15 protein-coding genes and 1 pseudogene are annotated in these 14428 nt (G+C 42.8%); 9 read left to right on the forward strand and 7 right to left on the reverse strand.

The window, feature by feature from the left end; translation table 11 throughout:
* Positions 1-133: 133 nt before the first annotated feature.
* The 6 genes from PHR02_RS05830 to PHR02_RS05855 are packed head-to-tail and all read left to right on the forward strand — an operon-like array spanning position 134 to position 4885.
* Entirely contained in the window at positions 134-871 is a 738-nt protein-coding gene (locus PHR02_RS05830) for a TetR family transcriptional regulator (protein ID WP_299990139.1), read from the forward strand.
* Complete coding sequence (locus PHR02_RS05835) at positions 864-2192, forward strand: AarF/ABC1/UbiB kinase family protein (protein ID WP_299990141.1); 1329 nt, start codon at positions 864-866, stop codon at positions 2190-2192. The genes PHR02_RS05830 and PHR02_RS05835 overlap by 8 nt, the downstream gene beginning before the upstream one ends.
* Positions 2185-3651 (forward strand): DUF4153 domain-containing protein, encoded by a 1467-nt coding sequence (locus PHR02_RS05840; protein ID WP_299990143.1) that lies wholly within the window; start codon positions 2185-2187, stop codon positions 3649-3651. Before PHR02_RS05835 ends, PHR02_RS05840 begins: the two co-directional genes overlap by 8 nt.
* A gap of 14 nt (positions 3652-3665) precedes the next feature.
* Positions 3666-4028 carry a hypothetical protein gene (locus PHR02_RS05845; RefSeq protein ID WP_299990145.1) on the forward strand — a complete coding sequence of 121 codons (363 nt, stop codon included), beginning with the start codon at positions 3666-3668 and terminating at the stop codon, positions 4026-4028.
* 16 nt (positions 4029-4044) lie between these two features.
* Positions 4045-4416, forward strand: coding sequence for a VanZ family protein (locus PHR02_RS05850; RefSeq protein ID WP_299990146.1), 372 nt, complete (start codon positions 4045-4047; stop codon positions 4414-4416).
* Position 4417: 1 nt separating this feature from the next.
* On the forward strand, positions 4418-4885 hold the full coding sequence (locus tag PHR02_RS05855) for a hypothetical protein (protein ID WP_299990148.1): 468 nt from the start codon (positions 4418-4420) through the stop codon (positions 4883-4885).
* On the opposite strand, the gene PHR02_RS05860 is transcribed toward PHR02_RS05855, so the two are convergent.
* Genes PHR02_RS05860 through PHR02_RS05880 form a run of 5 tightly spaced genes read right to left on the reverse strand, consistent with a single transcriptional unit; the run spans position 4857 to position 11082 of the window.
* Complete coding sequence (locus PHR02_RS05860) at positions 4857-5567, reverse strand: pseudouridine synthase (RefSeq protein WP_299990150.1); 711 nt, start codon at positions 5565-5567, stop codon at positions 4857-4859. The genes PHR02_RS05855 and PHR02_RS05860 overlap by 29 nt on opposite strands.
* On the reverse strand, positions 5554-7386 hold the full coding sequence (locus tag PHR02_RS05865; protein WP_299990152.1) for an ABC-F family ATP-binding cassette domain-containing protein: 1833 nt from the start codon (positions 7384-7386) through the stop codon (positions 5554-5556). The genes PHR02_RS05860 and PHR02_RS05865 overlap by 14 nt, the downstream gene beginning before the upstream one ends.
* A gap of 8 nt (positions 7387-7394) precedes the next feature.
* Positions 7395-8471 carry a phosphoesterase gene (locus tag PHR02_RS05870; protein WP_299990154.1) on the reverse strand — a complete coding sequence of 359 codons (1077 nt, stop codon included), beginning with the start codon at positions 8469-8471 and terminating at the stop codon, positions 7395-7397.
* Between the two features lie 7 nt (positions 8472-8478).
* Positions 8479-10623 (reverse strand): flagellar biosynthesis protein FlhA, encoded by a 2145-nt coding sequence (gene flhA, locus PHR02_RS05875; protein WP_299990166.1) that lies wholly within the window; start codon positions 10621-10623, stop codon positions 8479-8481.
* Between the two features lie 54 nt (positions 10624-10677).
* Positions 10678-11082, reverse strand: a complete 405-nt coding sequence (locus tag PHR02_RS05880; protein WP_299990155.1) for an Rrf2 family transcriptional regulator — start codon at positions 11080-11082, stop codon at positions 10678-10680.
* A 160-nt stretch (positions 11083-11242) separates the two neighbouring features.
* Here PHR02_RS05880 and rpsO point away from each other — a divergent pair, with 160 nt between their 5' ends.
* Entirely contained in the window at positions 11243-11518 is a 276-nt protein-coding gene (gene rpsO / locus PHR02_RS05885; RefSeq protein ID WP_299990156.1) for a 30S ribosomal protein S15, read from the forward strand.
* Between the two features lie 76 nt (positions 11519-11594).
* On the opposite strand, the gene PHR02_RS05890 is transcribed toward rpsO, so the two are convergent.
* On the reverse strand, positions 11595-11936 hold the full coding sequence (locus PHR02_RS05890) for a hypothetical protein (RefSeq protein ID WP_299990158.1): 342 nt from the start codon (positions 11934-11936) through the stop codon (positions 11595-11597).
* 82 nt (positions 11937-12018) lie between these two features.
* Positions 12019-12738: a 3-deoxy-manno-octulosonate cytidylyltransferase gene (kdsB, locus tag PHR02_RS05895; RefSeq protein WP_299990160.1), complete on the reverse strand. Its 720-nt coding sequence runs from the start codon at positions 12736-12738 to the stop codon at positions 12019-12021.
* 92 nt (positions 12739-12830) lie between these two features.
* On the opposite strand from kdsB, the gene PHR02_RS05900 reads away from it, so the two are divergent.
* Both PHR02_RS05900 and PHR02_RS05905 read left to right on the forward strand, forming a co-directional pair.
* On the forward strand, positions 12831-13868 hold the full coding sequence (locus tag PHR02_RS05900) for a PDDEXK nuclease domain-containing protein (RefSeq protein WP_299990161.1): 1038 nt from the start codon (positions 12831-12833) through the stop codon (positions 13866-13868).
* Positions 13858-14428, forward strand: a pseudogene (locus PHR02_RS05905) (hypothetical protein); the annotation flags it as partial. The gene PHR02_RS05900 and the pseudogene PHR02_RS05905, both read left to right, overlap by 11 nt.

Here is a 14428-nt window from a genome sequence, read left to right on the forward strand (position 1 = left end):
AATCAAGTTGGGAATGACGAAAATATTATGTCCTCGAAATTAATCAATCAACTCTTTTTATTTAACTTACTATAAAATACTTGACAATAAAAGCGTATTTAATATATACTACATTAAATAAATAGGAGGAAATATGAAAATCTCTCAGGAAAACAAAGAACTTACCAAAATGAAGATCTTATCAGCAGGTGTCGAACTGATTATCGAAAAAGGGTTCAAAGATGCTTCGATGCGTGAGATAGCGCAACGTGCTGGAGTGAGTAATCCGACGATCTATAACTATTTTCCGACCAAAGAGCAGATGCTCTATGCCTATATCGAATGGAAGCATCAGCAAACGCGCGAGATTTTGGGTGGTATCGAGGGGTTTGAGAACTATACGTTGCGTGAACAGCTTCAAACGCTGATCGAAACGGAACTCGAACTTTATCTCGAAGATCGCGAATTTATCCTCCAAATCTCAGAGATGGTATTTCACTCTTCATCGTTGAAACTCGATTCTCTCTATGCAACGAATCGTCTCTTCGTCGAAACCGCCGCTGAGATGATCGCTATCGCTATCGAAGCGGGGGAGATTGAGAAGCCTCCGTTCGAAGAGTATTTGCCGAAGCTGTTTTGGGACTATTTTGTGGTGGTTGTCGCGTATTGGGTCAAAGATGAGAGCGAGTCGTTTGAAAATACGACGCAGTTCATCGATCACTCTATGGGAGTTATCGAAGCGTTACTCCAATCAAATCTTTTAAATAAAGCCTCTGAGTTGGGGATGTTTTTGTTCAAAAATCATCTCCTCTCCTCCCTGACACGTTTTTCCACCAAACAGAGCCGTTTCACAAAAATGAAACGTAAACTCGGGGAGGTGTTACATGGATAAGTGCATACCGACAACCACGATGGCACGTGCCAATGTGATCGGTAAAACATTGGTCAAAATCGGAGCGAACCACTCCAAAGGGGTGATTAAAAAACTGATCTCATCGGGTAGCAACCGACAATCGATCCACGATGAGACGCAAGAAGCGACGGCAAAACTGATCATAGAAGCACTCGGCGAGCTCAAAGGGGTGTCGGTTAAAATCGCTCAACAAGTCGCTTTGGCGTTGCCTTTTTTACCGCAAACGTATCTCGAACAGATCACTAAATCATTTAATGCGATTCCGCCGATCAACCGTGCGCTGATTCGTAAAATTATTAAACAAGAGTTGGAACACTACCCTGAAGAGGTATTTGAATCGTTTGAATCAATGCCGTTTGGGAGTGCCAGTTTGGGACAGGTACATAAGGCGACGTATGGGGGAGATGCTCTCGCGGTAAAAGTGCAGTATCCGGGTATCGCCAATACAATCAATACCGATATGGGGATGATCAAATTCGCCCTTCAACGCTTCGCTAAAGGGCAAAATGTCGATCATTTGATTGAGGAGATCAACCAACGCCTTTTTGAGGAGGTGGATTACGCGTATGAAGCGAAAAACGTCCTGTTTTTTAGCGAACGTCTCAATCATCCGCAGGTGGTTATCCCTAAAGTCTACCCTGAACTCTCTAGCTCAAAAGTACTGGTGTGTACGTATATCGAGGGGAAATCGTTCGGCGAGTTTTTAAAATCATCTCCGACGCAAGAGGTGCGAAATCATTTTGCACAGCTCCTCTTTGATACCTTTTTCACCTCGTTGTATGCGCTTAAAGCAATCCATGCCGATCCTAATCCGGGTAATTTTATCTTTATGGATGATGATCGACTGGGGCTTATCGATTTTGGATGTATCAAATATGTGGATGATGATTTTCTCGTCCCCTATAACCGATTGCACCTCTCGCTCATAGAAGGGTGCGATGATCTCACTATCGCAAAACAGTATGTCGCGCTCAACATGATCGATTCGAGTGATGATGTGTCGATGGTTGCGTTTTATAACGAGGTGATTAAACCTCTGGATCGGCTCTATATCGATGTTCTCACAAAAGATCATTACGATTTCGGAAATGATCACTCTTTTTCCAAAAAAGGGTTTGAAACCATCTTGGAAGTACAGAGAAAACAGACCCATTCGGTACACAAATTTAACCAAGAGTACCTTTTTCTAAACCGTACCCTCTTGGGGTATTACACAATGTTTGAGCAATTAGGTGCGCAGATCGACACACGATCGGCTAGAAGTATTATGAATCAATACCAAGGAGAAAATCATGGCTAATATGACCGAAGAAGTTCGCACAATAGATGTTGAAGAGTTGCGCTTTACGAGCGGATGGTTCAGTATGTTGTTGATCGGGGTGAGTTTGATACTCGCGTTGTTTCAATCGTTTTTTGTTCCGAAAAATGTGGTTGGATTAGGGAATATCCTTTTTTTCCTGATTGCGATGATTCCGATGCTCTATTTGGCGTTGAGCGCTCAGGTGAGTAATCGATATACATTATGGCTGCTTCCGTTGGTCGCGGTGTGGACTGCCGATGTGTTTATTTATAATAATGCGTTGACGCAGTATTATCTCCCGACCATCATAATGGCGATGATTGGGATTTTGTACCTCACGAGTATGCACAAAGTCGATCATTTATATCAGACGATGATTCCGAGATTGTTGGTTGCGTTTTCACCGTTGAAATATTTTAAAGTATTTTTCTCTCATTTGTTTGCACTTAATCCGAACTATTCAATCTACAAACGGATACTCAAAGGGGTGCTCGTTACCGTACCGTTTATCGCTCTGTTTTTAGCGTTGTTTATGAATGCCGATACCAATTTTAGCACTGCCGTCAACCATATTATCGGTTTGTTTGCACTGCCTGCGATGGATCGGGTGATGATGATTCCCGTCTATTTTGTCCTCTTTTTAGGCATTTATCTCTATAGCTATCTCAACCGTGCGCAACGCTCGACGAATGATGAAGCAAAAGCCTATGACAAAGTGATCGTCGGGATTTTTTTAGGGGGACTTAATGCTCTCTTTGCCGCTTTTTTGGCTTTTCAGATTGCGTATCTCTTCGGGGGGGAAGTGTACATTACTAAATCAGGGATCGCACCGGCTCAGTTTGCTCGCGAAGGATTTTTTCAACTCGCATGGGTTATCGCTCTGGTCGTCGTTATCTTTTTGGGGATGATGCGTCGCTATAAAGGAGAGATGAGTATCCAAATCCTAATGGGTCTGTTTATGGCACAAACGGTCGTGATGGGGATCGCATCGCTCAAAAAGATGCACTTGTATCAAACATTGATGGGGATGACGACACTGCGCTACTATGTAGAGTGGTTTGAATATTTCTTGATCGCGGTGTTGGTTGTGGGGATCGTTCTTATGATGATCCGCCAATCGTATCACGTTATCTTGAGTACTGTTACCGCTATGGGGTTGATCGCTTTTACGATAGTCTCATCACTCAATGTCGATTATATGATTGCGTCGCATAACGTAGCGAAGTTCAAAAATGAAACTGCAAAACTTGATACTGCGATGCTCTCGACTCTCTCTATCGATGCGTTGCCGGCATTGAAGGAGACTCCCGTGATGATAGCGGTCAATTTTCCAAAAGACAGTTGCCAAACTGCCATGCAATACCATTATGGTAGATGTGAACTGATTGGACAACATGGGGATAAACAATTATTGTATATCAACCAACGCAACACGACTACAGTTGCGATTAATCGATAATCAGGAGGCATCCAATGAAAGTTTTTGATTTTTATAAAAGTTTTGGAATCGATATGAGTGAGCACAACGGCGGTCAATTTTATGCGCTAAAGTATTCAGAAGCACTGGAAATGGTTGAACTCTTGAGAGAAGAGGGGGTTACTATCCACAGTATAGATGTATTACATCGTAATATCAGCGGATTATTCGATTATCGAAACGAGAGGAGTGAACGCATCTGCTGGGATTTTGATAGCGAAAATATTCCAGAATCTGAGCGTTATGGTGTTGCGACATCAAGAATAGAGGCTTTGGGAGTGGAGAACGTCGCATTTTTGTTCTCGGATGAAAAATCGTACAAAGCATGGAAAAAAAATCATCAAAGAATGAGTGCGTAGATCGATGGAAACGACTATGAAATCGAACACTCTGAAACGGGTTTTTTATCCCGCATCTTTTTTCGTCCTATTGTTAGCGATTATCTATAAAGCCGATACGGCAAACTATAACTTTGCGTTTCATGTGGTAGGGATGATCCCCTATGGCGACAAAATCGCTCATGCCGTTTTATATGGGATTATGGTGTATTTGCTGAATTACGGTTTTAATGGTAAACGGTGGCTTAGGATAGAACTCGGTTCTGTGATCGTGTTTGGTTTTGCACTGATTGAAGAGGTGAGTCAGCTCTATTTTCCTAGCCGCTCATTTGATTGGTTTGATCTTTTAGCGGATGCGATTGGGATTGTAGCAGTGACGATGGTTTATCGGATGGGTAAGGAAAAATAAAATGACACAAATCATTTTGATTTTATTTGTAGTACTGTTTTTTTTAGGATGTTTTGCACAATTGATCATTTATCCATTTTATTGGATAATCGTTTACGCTGATATTGTCTATTTGTCGATCATTGCATTTTTCGTTTTTATATTTGTTGGTTTCTATATTGTGAAGAAATACTATCGCTTAGATCGTACATCAATAGTTTCATTAATAGTGTCTGGAACCATTTTTTTAGGATATTCGGCATACTTTGAAGCTTATTTTTATATAAAAAAGGTTGCAGAAGAGAAATACGATACTACTCCGAAGAGGATAATGATTAACTTAGAAAAGTGGACGGACTTTACTGTTTTTGGTGATCCTTTTATTGGATGTACGCATGCAGATATTGAAATTAAAACCCAAAGGTATTATTGGAGTTTTGAGAAGAGGGATTTTGTTAAAGCTAAAGATAGTTTAATGCGTTGTTATTAAATATCCGATACTCCCCCTCTTTTAACTCCCCCAGTGTCAATTCCCCAAACGACGAGCGGTGAAGTGCGGTGACATGATTTCCTACCGCCGCAAACATCCGCCGTACTTGATGATAACGTCCTTCGGTAATTTCTAATGTAGCATGGGTTTCGTCGATTACGGTAAGTTTGGCGGGGAGGCAGGGGCTTTTTTCACCGTTTAACATCAATGTCCCCGAAGCGAAAATCTCTGCTTCATTCCCGTTTAACGCTCTATCTAATGTCGCTTCGTAGATTTTAGCAACATGGTGGCGCGGGGAGGTGAGGCGGTGGAGGAGTGTTCCATCATCAGTGAGGAGTAGTAATCCGCTCGTCTCTTTGTCGAGTCGTCCGACGGTGGAGATTTTGGGATCGCGCATCCGCCATCGAGGCGGGAGGAGATCATAGACGAGTCTCCCTTCTCCTTCATCATGGCTACAGATCAAACCTGTGGGCTTGTGCATCAAAATCACCATCCCAGAGGGGGGATCGAGAGGCTCCCCGCTGAGAAGAATTTCATCATGAGCGACTTTTGTATCACTTTTAAGGGGGAGATTTTCGGTGTGGGTGATGATACCCTCACGCAGCAAAGCTGCAACCTCTTTGCGGCCGCAATAGCCTAACGAGCCGAGGAGTTTGTCTAAACGGACTTTAGAGCTCTTCAATCTTCGCCTCGTATTCGCTCTCGATGCGACTGATTTCATCGCTCGCGATTTCGAGACGTTCGAAGAGCTCTTCGATCATCTTCTCATCGTCACCGACACTTTTGGAGAGTTCGAGGAGTTTAGAAGTTTCTCCTTGGTTTGAATAGGTCGTTAGGAGTTCATGAGAAGTCTTTAGTTTCTCTTCGAGCTTCATGATGGTATTTTCGCAGGTGTCCACCTCTTTTTTGAGGGGGCTGAGGAGTTTGGAGCGCTCTTGGATGAGGGCGGCGCGAAGCTGCTTGTTCTCTTTTTTATTGACGTTTTGTGTTACTTTAACAGGTTTCGGAGCATCACTGATCTCTTCATCCCATCCGATTTTCTCTAAAAAGTCATCATAGGTGCCATCGAAAAACTCGGCATTCCCCTCACGGAAGATGATGAGCTGATCGGCTAACTCACGCAATAGCATCTCGGAGTGGGTGACGATGACCACAGAGCCCTCGAATCGCTTTAGGGCGTCGCACAATGAATCGATCGACTGCATATCGAGGTGGTTGGTCGGCTCATCGAGGAAGAGGAGGTTGGCAGGTGTGGCGATGATTTTCCCCAGCATAACGCGGCTGCGCTCCCCCCCTGAGAGGATACTGATCTTTTTATCGGCATCGTCACCGCTGAACATCATCGTTCCGCAGATTCCACGGATACGGACGTTTTGTAAGGTGTTGTCGGCACTTTGTATCTCTTCGGTGATGGTTCGGTTTTTATCGAGGCGATCGATGTTGGTCTGACCGAAGTGGGCGATGGCAGTGGAGGGGTGAGAAATGATCTCACCGTTGAGGGTCAAAACTCCCGCGAGGGTGTTGAGGAGGGTCGATTTTCCCTTACCGTTTTTCCCGATGATGGCGAGGCATTTTTTCGCTTCCAGTGCAAACGAGAGGTTTTTGAACAACAGCTCATCAGAGGTGTAACCGAAGGATAGCTCTTTGACCTGCATAATCACTTTGGCAGGGGTAGGGCGATAGGAGAACGAAAAAGAGAGATCTTTTTCACCTTCCAATGACTCCATCGTCCCCATCTTATCCAGCTCTTTTTGTTTGGATTGGGCGAGAGTTGCGGTGGAAGCGCGGGCTTTGTTGCGGGCGACAAAATCTTCTAATTCGGCACGCTTTTTATCGTGGTTGATCTTGGTCTTCTCATACAGCTCGTCTTCGCTTGCCATCATCTCATAATATTTATGGCTGTTCCCTTTGATGATACTGACACAGCGGCGGCGCAATCCCATCGTGTGGGTTGTGACCGAATCCATAAAATCACGGTCATGGGTGATGAGGATCACTTCCCCATCGAACGCTCTGATAAACGAGGCGAGCCAGCGGAGAGAGACAATGTCGAGGTAGTTGGTCGGCTCATCGAGGAGCAGCAGATTCGGTTCGGTGACGAGGAGTTTTACGAGGTTGAGGCGGATTTGATACCCACCTGAAAAACTGAGGGGATCTTTTTCCAAATCGTCCTGCGTAAACCCTAGACCGAAGAGGATTTTCTCGACACGATAGACCTCATGCTCCATATCTCCTGTGAGAACGGAGGCACACTCTTCGCGCACCGTTTTATGGGTAAAATGGAGGTGCTGACGGAGTGTGCCGATACGGTAGTTTCTAGGGATAATGATCTCGCCCGAATCATGCGGTTCTTCATCCAAAATGATTTTAAAGAGGGTCGATTTACCCGTCCCGTTGCGTCCGACGAATCCGACTTTGTTTCCGGCGTTCAGTTTTAGGGAAAGATCCTGAAAGAGGATCCGTGTGCCGAAGCTTTTGGTGAGGTTATTGATTTGAATCATAGAGTGAGTTACTCTTCTATTTTATGCGGTAATTTACCGGGCATTGCCTCTTTGTTGGCGAGCATATCTTCCATTTGACGTTTCACTTTGTCGTAGCGGAATTGCTCTTTGAATCCTTGGATTCGTCCTCCTGCCGCGTTGGGATGTCCGCCGCCGCCGACCCATTCGCCTGCCATCATCGCCACATCCACTTTGTCATGTCCGCGTAGACTCATTGTTCCGCGTGTTCCTACATCGACGATGAAATCAAAATCGGGAAACTCGGTTAAAAAGCCGTTGCCGATGATCGAGGTGTTGCCTAAACCGTAGCTCAAAAAGCCGCGCCATCCTTTGTAATAGATCGTCATGGTAGAGCGTTTGGTTCCGAGTAAGGCGACAATATGTTTCGTCGATAGATTGTCGAGAGTATCATCCACACCGTCTTTGAAAAACTCTTTTTTTAATTTATGGAGTGCTTCGTCTAGGATAATGTTAGCATTAGTAAGGTCACGCATTGTGGCGGCATGTTTTAACATAGCAAGTTTGTAGGCGCGATCTTCATTGGCAAACATGACACGGCTGAGCTCTTTCGCATCACTGATGAGACGCATGCAAACTTTACCGTACTCGAAATCCTCTATTTCATCTTGATGCCACAAGTCAACAGCATTGACAACTTTTACAAATGCTTCGAGCCATCCGCCACCATTGAGACCATAATGTTCAACGGCATATTCATAGACGATTTTGGTTGCACAGCGTTCAGTGTCTAGATAATACCATGGGTATTGCGCAGCCGTGTCTTTGCCGCTTCCATGATGATCGAGGAGCGTAATGGTGATATTCCAACCCCCTTCATTGAGACGGTTGACTTCGTTGTTCAGCCATCGCGCTTCATCAGGGTAGAGATTGAGATCACTGATCAGTATCGTCGCCTCTTGTTTGCTTTTTTTAATCAATTCGATAATCTCTTCGAGACGATCCATTACTTCGGCACCGTAGTTAGCGTTATAGCTAAACATTGTATGGGCGGTTTGAGCCATAACCAGTTGACAACTGTAGCCATCAAGATCGATATGGGAGAGGTGGTAAAAGGTTTTAGTCATGTGTATCCTATTTGGTATCTAAAGTAATGGAACCGAGCACTTCAAATTTTGCATTTGAGTCGATTTCGGCATGGGAGAGGGTGACAATATCGAGGCTGAACCGCTCATATATCTCCGCCAGTGGACGACGAAGTTTCGGATCAACGATAACGATGATCGGGGATATCCCTTTTTGGAGGAGTTCGGTTGCTTTGAGGCTTGTTGCTTGGATAAGTCCGTTGATCTCTCCAACATTGAGGAGAAGTTGTTTTGCTCCATCACGCTCTTGTGATTTTTCGAGCATTTTTTGCTCACTCATCGTATCAAAGGTAAGCAGCCGAATCACACCATCAGGGCCAGTGTACTGTTGGGTAATGATACGTGAGAGTTTTGCACGGACATGTTCGGTGATCGTATCGACACTTTTGGTGTACTCTGCCACATCGGCCATGGTTTCTAAAATGGTGATCATATCTTTAAGAGGGACTCTTTCGTGTAAGAGAGCTTTGAATACCCGCTGAATCAGACCGATATTCGCTACTTTAAGAAGATCGTCCACCACAACAGGATAATCGTTTTTGATTTTCTCGATAAGCGCTTGGGTCTCTTGGCGTGTGAGAAGCTCTTCGGCGTGTCGTTTAACCAGTTCACTCATGTGAGTAGAGATAACGGTAGCCGGATCGACAACGGTGTAACCATTGATAATTGCATCTTCTTTAATGGCTGGATCGATCCAAAGGGCATCCAGTCCAAATGCCGGTTCTTTGGTCGGTTCTCCTTGAATTTCACCCATAACCATTCCACTGTCCATCGCGAGATAGCGATCGGGTTGAATTAATCCATCACCGATATTTACCCCTTTAAGGAGAATTTCATACTGTGTTGGTTTGAGATGGAGATTATCACGAATACGTACCTGAGGCATTAGAAATCCGAAATCCGAAGCGATTTTACGACGCATTGATCGGATACGCTCCAGTAAATCCCCACCCTGTGAACTATCGGCGAGACGTATGAGTTGATAGCCGAGGGTAAGTTCGAGCATTTCAATTTTGAGGATATCTTCGAGTGCCGCTTCTTCTTCTTTTGCAATTTCATCGTTGGTTTTTTTACGAGGTGCATTTGAGGTACTTTCATCTTTTCCTTTAGTACCACCCGTGCCTGCAGCAGAGCCATTTTTGGCTATGAGAGGTGCAGAGGTGAGAACAAGATCACCTTTTTCATATTTATAAAGAGCATAACCTAATCCGACGAATACCAGACCGACAAATCCCATAGAGAGGGTCGGAAGTCCTGGAACGAGAGCAAAAAGAATCATGATAAAGCCGACGATCAGCATGGTACGTGCATTTCCCATAAGCTGATTAATACTTCCTTCAGCGAAATTTCCGCCGGTATCGCTTGAGCCTCGTGTAATCATAATACCTGTTGCTGTAGAGATAATGAGGGCAGGAATCTGGGAAACCAGGCCATCTCCAATGGTTAGAATAGTAAAGGTCTGGGCACTCGCTGCGACATCCATATCATATTGAAAAACACCGATTAAAAATCCGCCGATAATATTAATCATAGTAATGATGATACCGGCAACCGCGTCCCCTTTGATAAATTTACTCGAACCGTCCATTGCTCCATAAAAGTTGGCATCTTGCAAAATCTCTGCACGGCGTCGTTTTGCTTCGGACTCATCGATCAAGCCGCTGTTTAGATCTGCATCGATCGCCATTTGCTTACCGGGCATCGCATCGAGAGTAAAGCGAGCTGCAACTTCGGCGACGCGTCCCGAACCTTTGGTGATAACCATAAAATTGATTAATACCAAGATACAGAAGACGATAATCCCAATGACCATATTTCCGCCGACAACGAAATTTCCAAAACTGGTGATAATATCGCTAACCGCATCAGGTCCTTCATGCCCATGGCTTAAAATCATACGTGTCGTAGAGATATTAAGCGAGAGACGAAAGAGGGTGATAACGAGTAAAAGGGTAGGAAAAGTGGTTAAATCAGTCGGTTTAGGGATATAAAGTGAGATTAATAAAATAAGAACCGATAAAGCAATAACAACGGCGAGGAGTAAATCGAGCAAGCCACTCGGAAGAGGGACGATAATAATTGCCAAAATAGCCATAACGAAAAAAACGACACTCAGATCACGTGAAGCAAAAATTGCCGATAGTACGCTTTTAACGTCAGGTGTTTTATTTTTTGCTTTTGCCAAGTATTACTCTTCTAAAATAGCTTCGAGGGTCAGCGTACCTAAAAAAGTGTCTACTTTCCCTTGTAATCGATTCAAAAATGGCCAAAGACCACAGCTGAGGGCTTTATTGGAGGGACAATCTTCTTGGGATGGTGAACAGCTAAATACCGCAGGACTTTTCCCCTCTGCTGCTTCCATTACTTCTAAAACTGTAATGTCACGACTGTGGCGAGCCAGTTCAAATCCTCCATTAACTCCTTTGTAAGAGTTGAGAATTCCCTGACGCGCTAACGATTGAAGGATTTTGGCTAAAAAGCTTTTGGATATATCGAGTTCACGGGAGAGAGTATCTACATCGAGAGGATGACCCGCTTTGGCCAAAACGATAAGCGATAATAGAGCATATTCGCTGGCACGGGTCATTAACATAGCGTATCCTCCTGTAATTGGAAGGTTATTATAGCTAAAAATTATTAGAGGTGACTTGCGGAAGGATTTAGCACAAAATGGGATTTTTTTCGCTATAATTCCGACCCTGCTTGAACGAATTGTCTTTCGAGTAAATTTAACTACCCATCAGGAGGCTATTATGGCTTTAGATACGGCAAACAAAACAGAAATTATCAAACAATACCAAAGAACTGAAGGTGATACCGGTTCAAGTGAAGTACAAATTGCACTTCTTTCAACTCGTATTGCAGCGCTTACTGAGCATTTGAAAACATTCAAAAAAGACCACTCATCACGTCTTGGTCTTTTGAAACTTGTTGGTCAACGTCGTCGTTTGATGCGTTATTTGAAACGTACAAACCGTGCGGTTTACAACAAATTAGTTACTGATCTCGGAATCCGCGACAATATCTAATACCTTACTTCCCCGATTTTCGGGGAAACTCTTCACGTCACTAACTTCTCTTTAAATTATAAATTCAAGAAATCAATCAAACATCATGATGATAATGTTCTAATACCCGTTTATACTCTTCATACACTTGTGTAGGTGTTAAGTGAGTTCTGTACATTCGTAGTATTTGTCGTATAAAATCGAGGGGATATTCGATAGTGAGTCCAGAGTTACGGGCATAAATTTTTGCTAACGTCGCGTACATCCCCTCATAAACCTCAGGTTCTTCAGCTTTTAGACGCTCTAGATTATCTTGGGCTTGGATTAGTTTAGCATCGTTGAATTCGCCCCGTTCGTGGATCGTTTTGCGAACTTCGACGTATTCCTTGAGACTTTTGCGGTTGAGGACGTAATCGGTAAAAGTTTCGATGAGTGACATATTTTCTCCTTGTTTATCCGTGAAACTATTGTACGCTTTGATCGTAGCAATAGTGTAGCACTAATAGAAATAAATAATGTTTTTATACCCCGAAAATCTTTTTCGCTCTCTCCAAATCTTCCACCGTATCGATCCCAAACCCGCTACTCGCCACTTTAACCATCGAGATTTTTTTGTCGTGATAGAGGGCGCGGAGCTGTTCGAGTTTTTCGATGTCCTCTAGCGGTGCTTCACCGAGAGCGCAGAAATCGTGGAGCGATTTTTTGGTAAATCCGTAGATTCCGATATGTCCGAAATACGACGCTTCCCCGCTACGATCAAACGGGATCGGAGAACGGGAAAAATAAATCGCATTATGATCGATATCGGTAATAACCTTTACGAGATTAGGATCTTGTGCCGATTCGCTATTGATCGCGTTGTAACAGCTTCCCATGATGAACGGAGCATTCCCAGCTTTGAGGGCATTGAGACGCTCGATTAGGAGCTCGAGCACTTCCGTTTCGATAAACGGTTCGTCCGCTTGGACGTTGATGATGAGTTCATCATCAGGTACATCGATGATCTGAGCACACTCGTTGATACGGTCGGTACCGCTTTTATGCGTCGTAGAGGTGAGACGCGCTTCGACACCGTGAGCGGCGCAGATTTCCAAGATTTTTTCATCGTCACATGCGACAACAACACGATCGATATGCTCGACCGCTCTGGCGGTGCGGATCACCATCGGCAAACCGCCGATGTCGGCTAAAACTTTTTCAGGGAAGCGGGTTGAGGCGAGACGGGCAGGGATGATAATCATAGTTAAACCTGATATGAAGTGATATAATTGTTGAATTATATCCCAAAGGGTGAAAGATTGGGTGGTTTGAAGTTGCAAGGTGAGAGTTTAAGATGAATGATTTAATACAAAATGATGATTTATATCTAAAAATCAAAAATATACTTCAGAGTGCAAGGGATAATGCCTATCGTCATATAAATTTCGTTATGGTTGAGGCTTATTGGAATATCGGTAAGCAAATCGTAGAGGATGAACAGCGCGGCAAAGATAGAGCTGAATACGGTTCATACCTGATAAAAGAGCTTTCATCGAGACTTACAAAAGATTTTGGCAAAGGATTTACCCAGCAAAATCTTAGAAATATGAGGCAGTTTTATAACTGTTTTCCAATTCGCTCCACACTGTGTAGCGAATTGAGTTGGAGCCATTATCGACTGATTATGAGGGTAGATAACCAACAAGCACGCCTTTGGTATACGGAAGAATCGGCTAAAGCAAACTGGAGCGTACGAGCACTAGAGAGACAAATCGGAACACTGTATTATGAGCGAATCATCTCTAGTAAAGAAAAACAATCCGTCGTAGCAGAAGCGACAAATAACACCAAAGATTTACTCCTCACCCCGAAAGACATCATCAAAGACCCCTATATTTTAGAATTTCTAGACCTCAAACAAAACAATGCTTTTTATGAAAGCGATTTAGAATCTGCCCTCATCGAAAAAATTCAAGAATTTTTACTCGAATTAGGGCGAGGATTTGCGTTTGTGGCACGACAAAAGAGGATCAAAACGGAGACGAGCGATTTTTATATCGACTTGGTTTTTTACAACTATATTTTGAAATGTTTTGTCATTATAGACCTAAAAAGCGGGAAACTGACCCATCAAGATGTCGGGCAGATGGATATGTACGTCCGAATGTACAACGATCTGGAAAAAGCCGAAAACGATAACCCGACCATCGGGATCATACTCTGCACCGATAAAGATAACACCGTCGTAAAATACTCCGTTTTAAATGAAAATGAGAATCTGTTTGTGTCGAAGTATCAGCTCTATTTACCGACGGAAGAAGAGTTGAGGGCGGAGATAGAGAGGGATGTTTTGGAATTGGGGTTGAGGAGGGAAGTGATAGATGAAAACTAAATACAATATCACCGAAAATAGAGAATTAATAATTGAAGCATTTGAATTAGAAAATATGGATGAAGAGTATAAGTTTTTTTACGATGAAACAAATAATATTAGAAAGTTCAGGTTTAAAGAAGAAGGTGGACTTAATATTCCCGTTGAACAAATAACAAAAGATTTTGTTTTAGGTGGTGTTGTTCACAAAAAGAATACCGATTCGTTTGATTTGGAAAAACTAAAAAGGGATTTGTTTTTAGATAAAAGTAGTAATGAAATAAAATTTAAACATATAGCAAAAGGTGACTTGTTTGACTGCTTAAAGTCAAAAAAATTACAAACTATATTTGATTGGATTTTAGCAAATGATTTAAATATTCATTTTTCAAGTTTAAATATTTTGTATTGGTCTATTGTAGATATAATTGATTCTTGCATAACGTATTATCCAAATTTTAGATATGAGGATTTGAATTATTTTAAAACCGTTTTTTATGAATTAGCAAAAGTTGATTTAGAAATTTTTTTGAAAATATTACATAAATACAAATATCCGAATATACAAAAAAATAAAGCTA

The organism is Sulfuricurvum sp., from assembly GCF_028688295.1.
Taxonomy (GTDB): Bacteria; Campylobacterota; Campylobacteria; order Campylobacterales; family Sulfurimonadaceae; genus Sulfuricurvum.